General features: G+C 48.0%; 17 protein-coding genes. 9 read left to right on the top strand and 8 right to left on the bottom strand.

What is annotated here, in order from left to right; translation table 11 throughout:
* Window positions 1–59: 59 nt before the first annotated feature.
* The 7 genes from MSMTP_RS13915 to cobD form a co-directional block, all read right to left on the bottom strand.
* Window positions 60–1,025, bottom strand: a complete 966-nt coding sequence (locus tag MSMTP_RS13915) for a SufD family Fe-S cluster assembly protein (protein WP_231582796.1) — start codon at window positions 1,023–1,025, stop codon at window positions 60–62.
* Window positions 1,025–1,792: an ATP-binding cassette domain-containing protein gene (locus MSMTP_RS13910; protein WP_048180562.1), complete on the bottom strand. Its 768-nt coding sequence runs from the start codon at window positions 1,790–1,792 to the stop codon at window positions 1,025–1,027. The genes MSMTP_RS13915 and MSMTP_RS13910 overlap by 1 nt, the downstream gene beginning before the upstream one ends.
* A complete protein-coding gene (locus tag MSMTP_RS13905; RefSeq protein ID WP_048180560.1) occupies window positions 1,780–2,391 on the bottom strand; it encodes an NTP transferase domain-containing protein in 612 nt (203 codons plus the stop codon). The genes MSMTP_RS13910 and MSMTP_RS13905 overlap by 13 nt, the downstream gene beginning before the upstream one ends.
* Window positions 2,376–3,218 (bottom strand): adenosylcobinamide-GDP ribazoletransferase, encoded by an 843-nt coding sequence (cobS, locus tag MSMTP_RS13900; protein ID WP_048180557.1) that lies wholly within the window; start codon window positions 3,216–3,218, stop codon window positions 2,376–2,378. Before cobS ends, MSMTP_RS13905 begins: the two co-directional genes overlap by 16 nt.
* Before the next feature lie 20 nt (window positions 3,219–3,238).
* Window positions 3,239–3,781, bottom strand: a complete 543-nt coding sequence (gene cobZ, locus MSMTP_RS13895) for an alpha-ribazole phosphatase CobZ (protein ID WP_048180554.1) — start codon at window positions 3,779–3,781, stop codon at window positions 3,239–3,241.
* 529 nt (window positions 3,782–4,310) lie between these two features.
* Entirely contained in the window at window positions 4,311–5,309 is a 999-nt protein-coding gene (locus MSMTP_RS13890) for a cobalamin biosynthesis protein (RefSeq protein ID WP_048180552.1), read from the bottom strand.
* Window positions 5,306–6,796 carry a threonine-phosphate decarboxylase CobD gene (gene cobD / locus MSMTP_RS13885; RefSeq protein ID WP_048180549.1) on the bottom strand — a complete coding sequence of 497 codons (1,491 nt, stop codon included), beginning with the start codon at window positions 6,794–6,796 and terminating at the stop codon, window positions 5,306–5,308. The genes MSMTP_RS13890 and cobD overlap by 4 nt, the downstream gene beginning before the upstream one ends.
* 474 nt (window positions 6,797–7,270) lie before the next feature.
* Here cobD and hisS point away from each other — a divergent pair, with 474 nt between their 5' ends.
* The 6 genes from hisS (at window position 7,271) to MSMTP_RS13855 (ending at window position 12,928) form a co-directional block, all read left to right on the top strand.
* A complete protein-coding gene (hisS, locus tag MSMTP_RS13880) occupies window positions 7,271–8,506 on the top strand; it encodes a histidine--tRNA ligase (RefSeq protein ID WP_048180546.1) in 1,236 nt (411 codons plus the stop codon).
* 357 nt (window positions 8,507–8,863) lie between these two features.
* The gene (locus MSMTP_RS13875; RefSeq protein WP_197076092.1) at window positions 8,864–9,388 is read left to right on the top strand and encodes a hypothetical protein; all 525 of its coding nucleotides are present in this window, start codon (window positions 8,864–8,866) and stop codon (window positions 9,386–9,388) included.
* Window positions 9,385–10,017, top strand: coding sequence for a hypothetical protein (locus tag MSMTP_RS13870; RefSeq protein ID WP_048180543.1), 633 nt, complete (start codon window positions 9,385–9,387; stop codon window positions 10,015–10,017). Before MSMTP_RS13875 ends, MSMTP_RS13870 begins: the two co-directional genes overlap by 4 nt.
* Window positions 9,992–10,597, top strand: coding sequence for a hypothetical protein (locus MSMTP_RS13865; RefSeq protein ID WP_052718411.1), 606 nt, complete (start codon window positions 9,992–9,994; stop codon window positions 10,595–10,597). The genes MSMTP_RS13870 and MSMTP_RS13865 overlap by 26 nt, the downstream gene beginning before the upstream one ends.
* A gap of 245 nt (window positions 10,598–10,842) precedes the next feature.
* Window positions 10,843–12,087, top strand: coding sequence for a hypothetical protein (locus MSMTP_RS13860; protein WP_156153843.1), 1,245 nt, complete (start codon window positions 10,843–10,845; stop codon window positions 12,085–12,087).
* Window positions 12,088–12,469: 382 nt separating this feature from the next.
* The gene (locus tag MSMTP_RS13855) at window positions 12,470–12,928 is read left to right on the top strand and encodes a 30S ribosomal protein S15 (protein ID WP_048180540.1); all 459 of its coding nucleotides are present in this window, start codon (window positions 12,470–12,472) and stop codon (window positions 12,926–12,928) included.
* 70 nt (window positions 12,929–12,998) lie between these two features.
* Here MSMTP_RS13855 and MSMTP_RS20235 read toward each other — a convergent pair whose 3' ends face one another.
* Window positions 12,999–13,130 carry a hypothetical protein gene (locus tag MSMTP_RS20235; protein WP_255350978.1) on the bottom strand — a complete coding sequence of 44 codons (132 nt, stop codon included), beginning with the start codon at window positions 13,128–13,130 and terminating at the stop codon, window positions 12,999–13,001.
* A 467-nt stretch (window positions 13,131–13,597) separates the two neighbouring features.
* On the opposite strand from MSMTP_RS20235, the gene MSMTP_RS13850 reads away from it, so the two are divergent.
* The 3 genes from MSMTP_RS13850 (at window position 13,598) to MSMTP_RS13840 (ending at window position 16,712) form a co-directional block, all read left to right on the top strand.
* Window positions 13,598–14,758 (top strand): iron ABC transporter substrate-binding protein, encoded by a 1,161-nt coding sequence (locus MSMTP_RS13850; RefSeq protein WP_231582795.1) that lies wholly within the window; start codon window positions 13,598–13,600, stop codon window positions 14,756–14,758.
* Window positions 14,759–14,868: 110 nt separating this feature from the next.
* Window positions 14,869–15,960: an iron ABC transporter permease gene (locus MSMTP_RS13845; RefSeq protein WP_156153842.1), complete on the top strand. Its 1,092-nt coding sequence runs from the start codon at window positions 14,869–14,871 to the stop codon at window positions 15,958–15,960.
* On the top strand, window positions 15,960–16,712 hold the full coding sequence (locus MSMTP_RS13840) for an ABC transporter ATP-binding protein (protein ID WP_052718410.1): 753 nt from the start codon (window positions 15,960–15,962) through the stop codon (window positions 16,710–16,712). The genes MSMTP_RS13845 and MSMTP_RS13840 overlap by 1 nt, the downstream gene beginning before the upstream one ends.
* Window positions 16,713–17,032: the final 320 nt, after the last annotated feature.

The following is a 17,032-nucleotide window of genomic DNA, read 5'->3' as shown; positions in this document are numbered from 1 at the left end:
TTCCGGCCGGCGGTATGGTATTCGAATTCTTGAGGGGGTGAATAAGGAGAATACTGCCCTCAGGCAAGCATTCCCTTCACGATTATATCTATTGCATCATCTTCTTCGAGGCCACGGGCCATGAGGGTCTCGACTTCCTTTTTGTCCACGCAGCCGATGGCGGCTTCGTGAGTGACCTTAGCAAGGGGGTTGTCGACACGAACGATGGGTACGGCTTCGGCTTTCGCGTTGCCCTGGATAACTTCCATACAGTCCACGTGCCCGCGGGCTCTGGGGGCATGGCCTTCGGTGATTCCCTTGAATTCGGATATCGCGTTGTCGGTGATGGCGATCCTGCTCTTGATGACGCTCCGGGCGTTTTCCCCGTTCAGGGAGATTCTTTCAAGGACTTTTATTACATCGTCCTCTTTCCCGTAGACCTTCGTGATCATTTCGCAGAGGGAGTCCTTTTCGGCATCTACGTCGTAGTCGAACTGGAGAAGGCCTACCCTGCCGGTGATCAGGGAAAAGTTCGTTAAGTATCTGCCTCCTTCCTCAATCTGTATGTGAGCTTTCGGGAGCACCTGTATCCCACCGTAAGGGCCGTGGAAGTGGATTTCGGTGTAGGTTACGGAAGCGTTCTTTCCGACGATCATTTCCGCTTCCATTTTGTGGACGACCTTTACTGCGTTTGGGAAAGTGCAGTGGGCGATCAGTTCGACCTCGGAATCCTCTTCTGCAACGAAATCCATCTTGATTTCCTGTATTCCGTCTTCCGGGATCAGCCCGAAACAGAGGTGGACAGGGTGGGGGATTTTGTACCCTTTCCTGATGGTCATTTTTATGTCTACACCGTGTTCTGTCTCCTGCTTTTCCAGCACAATCCCTTCGGTTTTGTTTGCGCTGAGCACCTTGTTCCCGCTTACAACAAGGCTGGAAATTTCATGGTTATGCAGGACTTCCACATCTCCCCCGGCTACGGTATAAGCTGCGGTCATATCTTCCGTATCTTTGGAAAGCATGTCCAGTTTTGTAAGGGTCATCATCAATTCTCCTTCAGGGGATATACCCTGTTGTCACAGGGGATGCACCTGTTTTTGAAAAATTCACTGATCTCCAGGGGGTCTCCGCTTCTCAGGATCACCCCTTCACACATGAGGGATGCTTTGTCCGAGGCAGCGGCGATTTCTTCCCTGTGTGTGATTACAAGCACCGAAGAGCCGTTTTCCTTGAGTGCCCTGATCAGGTTTACAATTTCCTTCAGGGAGACCACGTCGATTCCCGAGTCAGGTTCGTCGAGGATGGCAAGTCTCGGCTTCATGGTGATGATGGAGGCAAGTTCGATCCTCTTCCTTTCGCCTCCGCTGAGGGCTTCCCCTACTTCCCTGTCCAGATACTTTTCGGGGTTCAGGTCGACTTTGCAGAGGGCATCTTTTATCTCTTCTTCCGTGATGCCGCCGTTGTCTCTTGCTCCGATTGCAAGGTAGTCCCTGACTTTGAGCCCTTCGAAGCGGGCTGGTTCCTGCCAGGCAAGGGTTATGCCTTTTTTTGCACGGTCCGTGATTGAAAGTTCCGCGATGTTTTCCCCGTCAAAAATAACGCTGCCTTCATTTTGTTCATAGCCCTGAAGTCCCATCAGGGTATAGGCAAGCGTACTTTTTCCCGCACCGTTTGCACCAATGATGCTGTGGATCTCCTGGTTTCCAACTTCCAGGTTGACCCCACGCAGGATTTTTTTTCCATCACGGCATAATTCCAGGTTTTTTAAGGTTAGAATATATGACACCTCTAGCAATTTTTTTAATTTGCACATTGCAGCAGTTCCTTGCAGCGCTGCAGGTCCTTAACCGTATTCACATTCATTGCTAGTCTGGGATTATCCAATATCAGATTAAAGTCTTCCTGTTCTTGTCTGATATTCGAACTGTCCAGAATGTTTACTCCCGTCGGGACGATTAGTTTTCCTTCCTTGTTAAAGACGGTGTCCGGTCGGATCCCTGCTTCCTTACAGGTATTGATAGGCACATAAACCGATAGGGCCGGAGTCCCTTCTTCTTCATACTTTTCTATGACCGAGTCGATCATAGCAGAGTCAAGGAGGGGGAGGTCTGACATGATAATCATCACCGGTCCCTTTGTTCCGGAAGTCTCCACGGCGTGGATCATGTCTCCCACATAATTTCCGCCAAAGGTCCGGATTACTCCGACTTCACTTTTGTAGCGTTCCTGAAGCATGATCTCGGTCCTGGGAGTGACCGGCGAGACTGCTACGAAGATCTTGTCTATATTCTTTGCGGCCCTGAGGGTATCGATCACGTAAGAGATAAGTGGTTTTCCAAGTAGTTCTATACAGGGTTTTTCCCCCATCCCGAGCCTCTGGCCCAGTCCCCCTGCCATTACAATAGCGTCCATTCAAATCCTCCCAGGTTTCCGTTTATAGATAGTTTCAGGATAACTGCGATAGTAATCAGGGCAACTACCCTGCCAACTTCGTTTGCCATGCCGATCCCGTCACCGTTGAGGCCCCCGAAATGGGCATAGCTGCGGTTCAGGAGCACAAGAGCTGAGCCGCAGGCTGCAAGGTACGGAAGCAGTCCGATGAACCCCATGGCCAGGAAACATACAACCGCTCCGAAGACAAAGCCTATAATAAAATTCTTTTTAGTTGCGCCGTCTATGGTCATGCTTCCAAGGCCTGGATATGCCTGGTCTCCCTGAGGGGGTATGGGCTTTCCGAATGCTGCAATGGTGAGCATGGACTGTTTGGCGCTGACCTCTGCTATAAACAGAGCTAAAAACATTAGCAAGGGCAGACCGGGTCCGAAAGTAACTATGCCTTCGACCTGAACAGCCCTTATTGAAGCGTAGAACACTAACAACAAAAGAATACAGGAAGATACTCCTCCGGTCCCGAGGTTTGTATCTTTCAAAGCCTTTATTTTCTTTTCAGGGGAGCCATGGGCCATGAAACCGTCCCCGATATCCGTGACCCCGTCAAGGTGGTTGAAGCCTGTAAGATAGTATGTTAATGCCATAATCAGGGCGGCGATAATCGTATTAGGTAAAACTGCCTGCCCGATATATGCGGCTGCCCCGATAAGCAATCCGAGCACGGCTCCCACAACGGGGTAAAAATAGATCTTTTTCATAAGAGCGTCGATTCCTTCCATGCTGATGCCCACTGGAATCGTGGAAAGGAAACCAAAGCCCGACTTAAAAGCAAGTAGATAAGAATTCATCTGCTTCACCGTCCGTTTTTTCAGTCACTGCTCTTACAGTCTGCCATACCTCGCGAATACATGTTGGAAGATACCCCTCCTATCACCCCTCCTATCACGTCATCCATGAAAGGCCCGAGCTTTGCAAGGATTCCCGGTTTTTGCTTATCGAACCTCACGAATTCAAAAGTCCCTTTGGACCCGCTAATGTAGTTCGCGATGCTGTTGCCCAGCACCTCGTCTGCGATGATAAAAGACAGGTCTTTTTCATAGGACTTTTTGCTAAGGTTCGGAAGGGTCCCTGCTCTGCCTTCTCTTTCCAGCAAAATCCCCGAGTAGATCAGGAGGCAGAGGTTCGGGTCCGAAAGGGCGAATTTGAGTTCCCTTTTAAACAACGCCTCGGCTTTTTCCCTGGTCTCGAGCCCCGGGTGCGGGACGTACATTTCGAGAGCCGTATCTGCAAGGTCCTGTACGCTGATGCCTTCTTCTGCCAGAACGTCGAGGATGTCAATAGTAGCTTTTTCCTCTATCTGTTCAGGCTGCCCTTTTTTCAGGTCCCTCTCCTCAATATCGGATAACTTCATAATGATCACTTCGAGAGTTCTCAAAACGGTTGATATAAATTTTAATGTTTATTACGGGTTGTATATCTAAACGGTTGATATAAATTTTAATGTTTATTGCAGGTTGTGTATCTGAACGGTTGATATAAATTTTAATGTTTATTACGGGTTGTGTATCTGAACGGTTGATATAAATTTTAATGTTTATTACGGGTTGTATATCTAAACGGTTGTATCCGTTTAAATGTTTATTTTGGCTGATTTGCCAGTTGACATCTCAGGTCTAAATAAACGGATTCTACAATGTCAATAATTGTCAGGAATTTCTGTTGAGTGCACACAATATGAATTTACTGAATCAGTTGAAATCCCATTTCTTCCGCAAAAATTCTGATTGGGCTAATCCCGATTATTCACAGTGTTACTATATCCGGGTAAACAATCTTCAGGTAAATAATATTCCGATAAACAATCTTCAGGTAAATAATATTCCGATAAACAATCTTCAGATACTATTATCCTGATAAATTCTATCCGGGTTCTGCCAGGGTCACAGATACAGAATCGCTGTTATTTGGACGTAAAGGATCTGGATCACTGCCGCAAAGACGGCAAGTGAGAACCCTGATGCGATTGCTATCAATTGGGATACCCTTTTTATATCCTTTATTTCCGTGGGAGAATACGCTGCCCCAAGCACATAATTGTCGGGTTTTTCGAGCTTCACCCCGAGGGCCCCTGCAGTGGCTGCCATTGGATATCCTGAATTCGGAGAAGGGGTTTTTGCCCCGTCTTTTATAGCGCTTTTTATGCTTTCCAGAGGGTTTACTTTTCCTTCGTTTCTCGGGATCAGAGCAATAAAAAAGGCTGCAATAAGGATAAAAAACACGGAAATACGAGCAGGGATCCAGTTGAGCACATCGTCGGACTTTGCCGAAAAGTATCCGAGTTCCCTGTATGGTTCGGTTTTGTAGCCTACCATAGAGTCAAGGGTATTTATGGCTTTGTATGCGTATGCGGCTACTAACCCGAGCTCCCCGAAAAGGGCGTAATAGAATATCGGGCTCAGTATGCCATCTACGAAATTCTCGGAAACGGACTCTACAACTGCCGATGACATCTGGGTCCTGTTCAGCTTTTCAGGGTCCCGGCTCACGTAGATAGGGAGCAGTTCTCTGACCGCTTCAAGTTTTCCTTTCTCCAGGTTTTTGTATATGTCCCGGGCCGGGGTGAGAAGACAGCGGATAGCAAAGGTTGCTTTCAGGAAGTAAGCTTCGATCAGAAACCCGAAAATTCCTGGCATCCAGGGAAGGGCGGCAATGTAGATCGCCGAATAACCTATCAGGGCTGCAAAAAGCACGCAGAAAAGCGCCATTGCAACCCCATATAGTTTCCTATGGGTTTTTGGGGCCGCTTTTTTCAGGATACCTATAAGTTTCCCTATCCAGACCACGGGATGTACGGCTGCCGGGGGCTCTCCAAACACAACATCGAGGGCCGCGGCTAGCAGGAGTACCAGCGCAAGATGTCCGCTGTCCGGAATGATCATAAAATGGGCTCCATCACCTTTTTCCAGGCAACTTTCACGAGCTCTTCGGTATCGCCTTCATGCATGAGGCAGTCCAGGATCTGCTGGGCGATTTCCGTTTTGTGGACAAGGTGGCAGTCTACGCAACTCCATACCTTCCCACCCCTGGAACTCTTAATCCATTTTCCGCCTGTCCTTTCGTCTTCACAGGGATAGAATGGACAGAAGCAGAAAGTACAGTTCTGGCCTTCAAAGTGACAGGGGTAGTATTCGCAGGTCTTTCGGCCGCCTATTCCTTCTTCAGCCGCCTTCTCAATCACATGCTGGAGTTCCTGCTTCGCCTGTTCCCTGCCCCATTCGGTAATCACTTCTCCGATTGCGGATATTAGTTTGTCATTTTCTTCTGCGGGCCTGACTGCAACTCTTATGAAATCCTTTCCCAGGCACTGGAAGTTGGCACAGTCCCTAACAAGGACTCCTCGGGCTGCCAGGCGCTTGCTCAGTTCCCCTGAGTCAAGCATGAACCCGCTGATGTCGACAAAGATATAATTGACGTTTACTTCGCCGACCTCAAAACCCCTGATCCTGTCAAGCTTTGCTTTCAGGAGCCTTCCTTCTTCCCTGATTGCGACTCTTGATTCTTCAAGGTACTGGCTGCAGGCCCCGCCTTCCATGTTCAGGAGGGCGGTTCCGATCGCATTTGCGATTGTCCCCAGGTTCCAGGAAAGTCGGGCAGTGTTCAGGATTCCAGCCATTCCGGGAGAAGCAATCCCAAAGCCCATCCTGACACCAGGAATTGCAAAGGCTTTGGTAAGCGAACGCATTACAAAGACATAGTCGTTGGAGGTCGTGAGGTCTGCCACACTCTGGGCGGGGTCAGATAGGTCGATAAAGGCCTCATCAACATAAAGTAAGGTTTTGTGGGCCCTGCAACGTTCTGCAAGGGCTTTCAGCTGGTTTCTTGTGCGCAGTTTTCCGGTGGGATTGTTCGGGTTGCATATAAACAGAATTTTTGCCTTTTCCAGGACTTCGTCCGGAAGGGTTTCAATTTCTTCCTGGGAAGGGTATTCGATCTCAGCCCCCATTATCCGGCATTGCATTTCGTATTCTCCGAAAGTGGGCCAGGGGATGAGGACTTTGTCTCCCTTCTCAATCACACATTCAACGAGGAGCCGGATTATTTCTGTCGAGCCGTTTCCCGGGATGATATTCTCGGGGGATACTCCAAGCCCCACGAATTTGGCTGCGGCTTCCCGGAACTCCAGATATCTGTTGTCAGGGTATTCCAGAATTTTTCCGAGACTATTTTTTATAATCTCATCAAAGTCCAGTCCACTTCCAGGATATTCAAAGGGGCTTCCCAACGGGTTGAAGTTTGCACTAAAATCAAGAATTTCACTTTCGGGAATCCCGTATTTCTCCGAAGTTTCCTGGATAAGCCCTCCATGTCGGCAGGGTTCCAGATTCAGCAGATGCTCCCTTACAGGTACACTTCTTTGCTCTGACACGTTAATCGCAAATATTTACAGTGAATCAGGTATATTAAGTTGTTTATTATATTAGTAGGTTTAAACTTGCCTTTATTTGCTTTGAGGTTGTTTGATCTCGAAAAATATGCCTGTTGGAATCCATTCTACTTTATTTTACAAAATTAATATACTATTTCTGTGTTTATATCTTGTTTTCATGAGTGTTCGTACCCCCTGTTTGCGGGTTTGGGGCAAACATCGAAAAGGTAAAATAGCTTGTTTTTAACTACTACCATTCGAAATCCATTTGCACGTTATTCCATTTATATATTATTTGGTTCACATAATATTTGGTTCACATAATATTTGGTTCACATAATATTTGGTTCACATAATATTTGGTTCACATAATATTTCATTTACCGATTATTTATCAAAGATAAATTCTATTTACCGGTTGTTTCATTTACCGATAATTTCGTTTAATTCGATCGAATTCAGGTGCTTTTAAAAATGACAGTCAATAGGCCAAGAGGGACCCGGGACTTTTTACCTGCCAATACTTCCCGGAGAAGGTACGTGGAAAGCATAATGAGGGATGTTGCCCGCAACTGGGGCTACAGCGAGGTTATTACTCCCACGTTCGAACATCTGGACCTCTTCACCCTGAAGTCAGGGGAAGGGATCGTAGGAGAACTCTACAACTTCATGGACAAGGGTGGTAGGGCCATGACCCTCAGGCCCGAACTCACGGCTCCTGTCATGCGCATGTATGTAAATGAACTGCAGGCCCTCCCTAAACCCCTGAAGCTGTTCTATTTTGAAAACTGCTTCCGCTATGAGCGCCCTCAAAAGGGCCGTTTCAGAGAATTCTGGCAGTTCGGAGTAGAGCTTATCGGGACCAACAAGCCCGACTCAGATGCCGAGGTCATTGCCCTGGCAAATGCAATGTTAAAGGCTGCAGGGATCAAAGGTGACCTGAAAATCGGGAACCTGGCCGTGATCCGCACTATTTTGCAGGAACTTGACCCTGAGACCGTGAGCAAGATAATGCGGCTTGTGGACAAGAAAGAGTATGAGGGGCTCGAAGCCCTGCTCGAAGAGATCGATACCGGTGAAACCCTGAAATCAAACCTGTTCAGGCTGATCAAACTGGAAGGCAAGGGAATTCTCCCACAGGTAAAGGAAATCGTAGGAACCATCCCGGAACTCGAAAGTTTCGAAAAGACCCTGGAACTCCTTGACGCATACGGTGTTGAGTATTCCCTGGACTTTGGGATTGCTCGAGGGCTTGATTATTACACCGGAATGGTCTTTGAAGTCTACGGTGAAGGCCTGGGCGCCCAGAAGCAGGTCTGCGGCGGGGGCTCCTACCAGTTGATCCAGCTTTTTGGCGGCGGTGACGTGCCTTCGACAGGTTTCGGGATCGGCTTTGACAGGATCATGGAAATCTGCGAACTTGAGCCCGAAGAACCGAAGAAACTGGTACTGGTCTCAAAACCGGCAACCCACCTGGAAGCTGTCAAACTCGCAAACAAGCTCAGGGAATACGTGCCCGTGTATGTAGACCTGATGGAGCGCAACTTCAAGGCCCAGCTCTCCTTTGCAAACAACATTAATGCCGACTATGTGGTAATCGTGGGAGAAAAGGAACTCGAAGCCGGAAAACTGACCCTGAAAAACATGGAATCCGGAGAACAGGACTCTCTTACGTTGGAAGAAGTTATTGGAAAGGTCTCACGGCAGTAAAGCCGCAGGACTTTTTCTCTTTAATATCTTTTTCGATTTTCTTTATTCCTTCAATTTCTTTTGTTTTCTTTCGATTTTCTTTGTTTTTTGTCTTCTTCGTTTTTTCCGCTTTCTCTGCTTTCTCTTTTCTTTTAATTTTCGTCCCCTTCTTTTTTCCTTCAAACTCTCTTTTAATTACTGAATCTTTTTTGGATGTAAAAATTTTTATATACTTATTGCAAACTTTGTATATTCTTATTCCGTAATTTCAGGGATTCAAAGAGTGGGGTTAGAGTTACGGCTGGTCAGGTTTCGGTTTTAGGGGTATCCATTTCGGGTGACGAGTCTGCAGTCTTCGGACTGCCTTTCAGGCTTTCGGTGGGAGCTTTGCTTTTTGCCGCTCTTCTGGTGCTTTCCTCTATTTTCCTCTCCGGGTTTCTTGAGGATGAAAAGGAACGGGAAGTTGCGGCTGAAGTTTCGAAACTTACAGTTGCGGCCGAACAGCTCTCTCTTCGTGGAGCGGGTAGTGAGGTTACCCTGGAGCTCAGGATCCCAGAAGATGTAAAAGTCGGTTTCGGAGCCCTTCCCGGAAGGGAAGGAGAATGGCCGGCAGATGCCCACAATTATTATTTAAGCATGGGAGGGAGGGAAAGTTTTCACGCCTCATCAGCAAGCTTTTCGGGTCCGGCCATGAAAGGGCCTGCAATTTTGGGTTCCGGACGGCACAGGCTGGTTCTTGAAACTGCTATTGAACCTGAGACTGGGAGGTTATTCGTGCTGGTTTCCGGATCTGAAAGTGAGGGTTTGCAGGGAGCAGATGAAGAAGTGGATGAAGAAGTGGGTGAAGAAGTAGATGAAGAAGTAGATGAAGAAGTAGATGAAGAAGCGGTGGGTTGGGTATGACTTTCAGGATCAGGGGACATTCGCTGAGGAAAATTCTGGAGGACGAATCCGCATGGGCTGATTTCCTTATCTCAAAAGCGGCCCTTATTCTTGCAAGTGTCGTCCTTTTTGCAGCCCTTTTTCAGCTGGGGGCCGGTTTCCGAGACTTTGAAGCCGGAGAAGAGCTTGATGCCGTTTCCATGGACTTCAAAGCTGCTGTTGATGAGGTCGGAGCCGGAAGTTTCCAGGGGGAGTCCTCTGAGGTCCTCTATCATTTTGAAGGAATTGGTCGGTTTCGGGCTTCTCCTTTCGAGCGGGAAGTCGATGCATACGTCTCCGGGGAATACTTCCGGCTGGAAACCGAAATTGACGGAAAAACGGTCAGGGCAGTAAAACCTTTTACTTTCAGGGTTTTGCCTTTAAATGAAACTACTCTGCGGGAAAAGCTCCTGGACAGGTTCGGGGCAGAAGGGGGCAGAGAAGACCCCCTGCCTGCGGGCTATTCGGAAATAAAGGAGTACCTTTTGGCTGTCGGAACCGCGGAAAAGGAGCTGGATATTGTTAAAGATGTCTCGATAAGGAAGGAATTTATTTATGTTAAGGAAGGGGAGGTGGTTTCGGGTTTTGCGTGTATTCTCATCTATCAATGATTTTTCTCTTGTTAGCTGGAAGGTTCCTGGAAAAATTTCAGGAATAATTCCGGGCAAGCTTTCCGGAAAACCCTTTTCCGGGCTGTTCCGGGACGAAAGTGGGGTGCTCGAGCCTCAGGCTGACCTCCTTTCTACAGCTCTTGCTGTAATCGGTTTTGTTGTCTTTGCCGCCCTGCTCTCCCAGGGTTATCTGGGCTACGAGGATCGTTCCTTTGCCCTTGAACACTACGAAAGCGCTTCTCTCCTGGCAGAATCCCTTGCCGGGTCTCCTGTCCTGAGGGCTGGAAATCCTGGCCTCCTCTCTGCCGAGGTTCTCGACGGACTTTTGGGCTCTGAGGGGAATGTAGAAAGGGAACGGCTTTTTGCGGCTTTTTCGGAAAATTATGTTTTCCTTATTGAGGTCAGGACTCTGGATGGAAAATGTAAGTGGGAGATTATTCCAGATGACATAGACCCTGTTTTTTTCCTTGAAGAAATGGACCGTATTGCTGCCTCCGTACCGGTAGTTATCGAATTGAACCCCGCAGAATCGGTCCCTGGGACTCTAACAGTTGTACTCTATCAACCGGGGTGGGTTTGAAAAGGGGATCGGGAGTAAATGAAACTCTCTGGATTCAATTCCCGGATTTAATTTCCGGATTTAATTTCCGGATTTAATTTCCGGATTTAATTTCCGGATTTAATTTCCGGATTTAATTTCCGGATTTAATTTCCGGATTCAATTTCTGGATTTAATTTCCGGATTCAATTTCTGGATATGATTAAAATAAATGAGTTGCGAGAAGCCGAAGAGCATTGGATATAATTATTGGAGGGTCGGAATAATTGACAGACAGGAAATGGACGGTTCTGGGCCGGAAGATTGGGAAAATTTTGGAAGGCAGAAAACACCGGGCGTTGGATTTGTCCGCTTATTCCACGGTCTTTGATGCCCTCTTTTTGCTTGTTCTGATCTCACTTGCGGGAGTTCTGCTTATGCCTTCCCTGCAGGCAGGGGGGCAGTATGAAGCGGCTTATTACACAGCAGGCTCAGAAATGGATTCCCACCTGCTGGAGACGCTTCTCTCCTGCAAGTTTGAAGATTTTGATTATGAAATCTCCCCTTTTTCGGTTTTAGGGCTTGACCTGCCCGAAAATTCCGTGGTTGAAAGTCCTGTGCGCACCCTTTTTGGGAAAGAGCAGAAGCACCGTACTTTTGCCGACCTGACTGCAGAATACCTTGCCCTTTCCCTTATGCTTTCGGATAATGGCTCTTCCGTTCCTCTCAATCCCCTGGTTGCCGATTATAACGCAAGGGTTTCGGATGTTGTTACGGCTTACCTGGACCGGGAACTTGCAGGGAGGTTCTCCTATCGCTTTGAAGCATATTGGTATCCTGTGAAAGCCTTCTCTCTCGGGAGCGAACTTATCATCGGGGATGAAGCGCCTGCCAATGCGATCCGGCAGAGTGCAAAGCTTTCCATGCCTCCTGGTACCTATGCCCCTTCAAAAGAAGCTATCTTGAGTCCTGTGAGTGATACCGTCCTTGTAAGCTCCCTCAATGTTTCCGAGGGGGAAGCCGCGGAAAACCTTTCTGTAGCTTTTGATTCCGTCCTTGATGCCGCTGCTCTTGAAGGGGCAAGGGCGGTATCGGAACTTCTTTTCCCATCGGAATATTTCGGTTCGGTTTTTGGAGAGGACGCAGATGAGTCCATGCAGACGCTGCTCTACGGGGTTCCGGAAAGTCCCGGGTCCGAGAGCTCCTTAAGTCCGGAAGAAGCGTTCCTGGTTTTTTTCGCGGAACTGCTTGAAGCCGATTTTAAATTTGAATCCGGAATCAGCCCCGAGAATGTCTCAGCTTCCGACCTCCCGGTACTTCAGGACCTCCTGCTCGCCGTTCTTGAGGAGGAAATAAGGACAGGGCTTGAAGCTGAGTTTTCGGGGGAAATCAACCGGACCGTTTCGGGCATGGTTGAGGCTGATGATTTCTCAGAGGCACAGGTCCTCAGGGATGCCCAGGTGGAATCGGTTTACAGGCAGGTAAATCCGGGAGGGGCTCGAATAGTCCTGAGCCTCTGGGGACCTTCCTGAGTTCCGGGGAAGGCTTCTCTCCTTCCTCAGTATTTCTCTTACTTCAGTATCTCTCCTTCCCCTGTTAAGGGCGGTAATCTTGAAGAGTGCTGCAAGAATAAATTTTTCAGCCCTGAAAAGAGGTTCTTTCGCCGCTTCCTCTGCCTTTTCCTTCAACACAAAGTATATATTACATGCTGAGCTTACTAGAGTCGCTTTTACCGAAAAACTCCCGCTTTATTCAGGAATACTTATCCTGTAAAAAGTCATACGGCAGTAGTTGCTGTGACGGAAAAAAATCTCCCGATCGGTGTAATTGGTCCGTTATAATCGGTAAAGATATAACTTCAGCCCGGAACATGGACCTCCGGGTGCTGATCAATCGATATCAGGAGAATGACACATGGCTAAAATGCATACAAGAAGTAAAGGTAAGTCTTCATCTACCAGACCCAACAGGACCGAAGTGCCAGAGTGGTGCAAGGTTAGTGCGGAAGAGGCTACCGGAGTAGTGCTTGACCTCTGGAAACAGGGTGTAGCAACCTCAGAAATCGGAATGATCCTGAGGGACCGCTACGGAGTTCCTGACGTGAAACTTCTCACAGGCAAGAAGATCACAGCTATCCTCAAGGAAAACAATGTTGCTCCAAATGTCCCTGAAGACCTCTACAACCTGATCGTCAAGGCCCTCGGACTCAGGAAGCACCTTGCAATTAACAAGAAGGACGTCCACAACAAGCGTTCTCTCCAGCTGACCGAATCCAAGATCCGCAGACTTGTTAAGTACTACCATCAGGAAAAGGTACTCCCCAAGGAATGGCTCTACAAGCCTGAGACCGCTGAAATGATGATTACCAGGTAATTCCGAAACATAATTAGGATTTTTAAGGGTCGTCTCGTCTTTCTGGCAGGCGGCCCTTTTGATCATTTTTTCAGGAAAAATTGTTGATGTTTTTTTGAGTTTTTTTGTTTTTTTGTTTTTGTGTTTTTGAGTTTTTTGAGTTTTTTTGTTTTTGTGTTTTTGCCACTGCACTTTTTGCTTCGGCAACTTTTGTCCCTGTCACCGAACTTCCTTCTTTTTAGTGCAGATATGTTTTTATTCAAGTCTACAAGGTTAATTGATTGCGATGTTGAAATTTGGCACTGTATAACGCGTAGTTTAATTTAAGCAAATTGTTCGATATCAAGCGACACTTATATGCTTGGAAATACGGGCCTAAAGCTGTTACTTTTTTGCCTCTCTTTATATATTCTGTTTTTAATACTCCCGTTTTTTCCCTTAACGGTGTTTATTACTGTCCCTCATTTATTGATTATTTGTTTTCATTAATCGCTGACTAAATCGTAAGTTTTATACATTAAAACTAATATCCATATAACTTGGTATTACTAAAATTTTGATTATTATCTTGCAGAAACATAAGAATTTTTATCTACATATGATTGTTGCAGGTTTTGAACTAAATCTGATCTGAAAGTTCTTCCGGTAATGAAACGCATGTTGTGTTCATGGAATATGGAGTTGGTTTGTGTGATTCATAAAAAATATCTGTGTGTTCTCCTCGTACTTGTGCTGGTGGCGGCATGTGTGTCAGCCGGGTGTGTTGGCTCCTCTTCCGAGTCGGATGCCGGGGATGAAAGCGGGCACAAAGCTGCCAAAAGTTCCGACGCCAGTTCGGACACGGAAATGATAACTATAACGGATGGGCTTGGGCGGACGGTAACCGTCCCGAAAAACCCTGAAAAAGTCGTTTGCCAGGGGGCAGGAGCCCTCCGCTATCTTTGCTACCTGGGGGCCCAGGACGCTGTGGTGGGGGTAGAAGATATCGAACTCCGTAAGGACGAAAACCGCCGGCCCTATGCAATCGCAAACCCCTGGCTCCAGGAAATGCCCCTTATCGGGGAATTCCGCGGGAACACCGACCCCGAAAAGGTCGTTGCAGCTGATCCTGATGTGATTTTCTGGACCTATGTGCCTTCTCCCGCTGATGCGGATGAGTTTTCGGCCAAGACCGGCATCCCCGTGGTTGCGCTTAATTGCGGGAACCTCGGAGTCTACCGTGAAGACATGTACAGTTCTCTTCGGATCATGGGAGAAGTCATGGACAGGGGGGAAAGAGCAGAGGAAGTTGTTGAATTCTTTGATGCTGCTATCGCCGACCTGGAGTCCCGGACTGCGGATATCCCTGACGAGGAAAAAATGAGTGTTTACGTGGGTGGAATTGCTTACGCGGGCCCGCACGGTTTCCAGTCCACGGAACCTACCTATCCGCCTTTCATGTTCATAAATGCAAAGAATGTTGCGGGTGAGATGGGTACGGATCACGCCGACGCCTCAAAGGAAGCCATTATGGAATGGAATCCTGACATTCTTTTCGTTGACCTGTCTACCTACCAGACAACACCTTCGGCTCTTGACGAGCTTAAGGAGGACCCTGCTTACCTGAGCCTGACTGCGGTGAAGAAGGGAGAGGTCTACGGGGTTTTGCCTTACAACTGGTACTCCTCGAACCACGGCTCGGTGCTTGCCGCGTCTTACTATGTGGGTACCGTGATTTACCCCGAGGAGTTTGAGGATATTGACTCTGTGGCCAAAGCCGATGAGATCTATACCTTCCTGCTGGGTCAGCCTGTATATGATATGATGGAAATCGGTTTCGACGGAGGTTTCGGAAAACTTTCGCTTGATTGATCCGGATAAGGGCTGAAAAGCCCCCGGTAACTCTTCTCCTTAACAACTCTCCTTTAATCTTTAATGATTCAATAAAGGCTGCTACAATGGACTTGACCAAGACTGCTGGGATGAATAAGGTAAACGAATCCGGGGTAAAATTAGGGGGAGATTCGGTTTCTTCTGCCTACTCCAGGTATATAGGGAGGAAATTCACATTTATTTTCCTCTCAATTCTTCTGCTGATCCTGCTCTTTCTTCATTCAATAGCTGTGGGGGCTGCAAATGTCTCCGTTATGGATGTCGCAAGAGTGCTTCTAGGGGAAGACCTGGGCAATTCGAACACGATTATCTGGCAGATCCGGCTGCCCAGGGCTCTCACCGCGATTGTGGCAGGGATAGGGCTTTCGGTTGCCGGGGTTTCCCTGCAGTCCATTCTCAGGAACCCACTGGGCTCGCCTTACACCCTGGGAATCTCGCATGCTGCTGCTTTTGGAGCGGCTTTTTCCGTAATCGTACTCGGTTCGGGCACCATGCGGAGCACCGGGGCGGATGCGGTAATGCTGAACAACCCGTATATCACCACCGCCGTTGCCTTCCTTTTCTCAATGCTTACTACCTTCATACTGCTGGCGATTGCAAAGTATAAGGGGGCTTCTCCCGAAGTGATGATTCTAACCGGGGTTGCTCTTTCTTCCCTTTTTACGGCAGGGACGATGTTCCTTCAGTATTTTGCGGATGATGTCCAGCTTGCGGCGGTTGTTTTCTGGACTTTCGGGGATGTAGGCCGGGCTGACTGGGGGGACCTTGCGATCATCTCGGCAGTTGTACTTCCTTCACTGTTGTATTTCTACCTGAACTGCTGGAATTACAATGCTATTGACGCCGGGGACGAGACTGCCAAAGGGCTCGGAGTGGATGTGGAAAAGATCCGGCTCTGGGGTATGCTCGCAGCTTCCCTGGTGACTGCATTTATTGTTGCTTTTCTTGGTGTTATTGGTTTTGTGGGGCTTGTCTGCCCGCACATCTCCCGTCGTTTCGTGGGGGATGACCAGCGTTTCCTGCTCCCGGCTTCCTGCCTTGTGGGCGGGCTTTTGCTGCTTGCGTCGGACACCGCAGCCCGGATGATGATGGCGCCTCATGTGCTTCCCGTCGCCATCCTGACTGCATTCATGGGAGCGCCCCTTTTTCTCTACCTGCTTGTCAGGGGGTATAGACATTGATGCTTGAAGTTCAAAATCTTGGGTTTGATTACGGTACAAGGGAAATTTTGAGAGGTATTGATTTCGGAGTCCTGCCCGGAGAAGTAATGGTCGTGCTTGGCCCTAACGGGGTCGGGAAGTCCACGCTTCTCCGCTGCATAAATTCGATCCTGAAGCCGAAGAGGGGGCTTGTTATGGTGCAGGGGGAAAACCTGCATACCCTTGCCAGGGATGAGGTCGCAAAGCGGCTCGGCTATGTCGCCCAGCGCTCGGAAACGGGAAGGCTTACCGCCTTTGATGCGATTCTTCTGGGCCGCAAGCCCCGGATTGGCTGGAGCGTGAAAGCCCGGGACCGGGAAATCGTTGAGGAAACGGTAAACGCACTGGGCCTCGAAGACCTGGCTCTTCGCTACATCGACCAGTTGAGCGGGGGTGAACTTCAAAAGGTGGCAATTGCAAGAGCCCTTGTCCAGGAGCCCGAACTCATTCTCCTTGACGAACCCACCAGCAACTTGGACCTCAAAAACCAGGTAGATATCCTGGATACCATCCGGGGGATCGCAAAAGCCCAGGGCATCTCCGTGGTCCTGACCATGCACGACATCAACATGGCCCTCCGCTACGCTGACAGTTTTCTTATCATCAGGAACGGGAAAATCTATGCCAGGGGAGGCCCTGAAATTATCACCCCCGAAGTTATCGAAACAGTATACGGCCTACCGGTTATGGTGGAGTCTTTTAACGGTTTCAGGCTTGTAATCCCGATAAGTTAAAAAATCAGGCGCATAACCCCCCGTAAGCCCGCTAATATCCCAGAGTAAGCTACACAGAAGCTAACAGAATCTAGCATAATCTAGCATAATCTAGCATAATCTAGCATAATCTAGCATAATCTAGCATAATCTAGCATAATCTAGCAGAATCTAGCAGAATCTAGCAGAATCTAGCAGAAGCTAAACAGAGTGAACTTTTCAAAAAATATAAACGGACTGTTTTTAAAAAGCCGTTTTTTAAAAAATTTTCTAAAAAGGTTGTAAAAGCAGGACTGGAGTTTCAAAAAACGAAAATGGGGATAGGAAAGCTTGAAAAGGCT

Origin of the sequence: Methanosarcina sp. MTP4 (assembly GCF_000970045.1) — an archaeon.
Lineage (GTDB): Archaea > Halobacteriota > Methanosarcinia > Methanosarcinales > Methanosarcinaceae > MTP4.
This window is presented reverse-complemented; position numbering and strand designations above follow the sequence as displayed.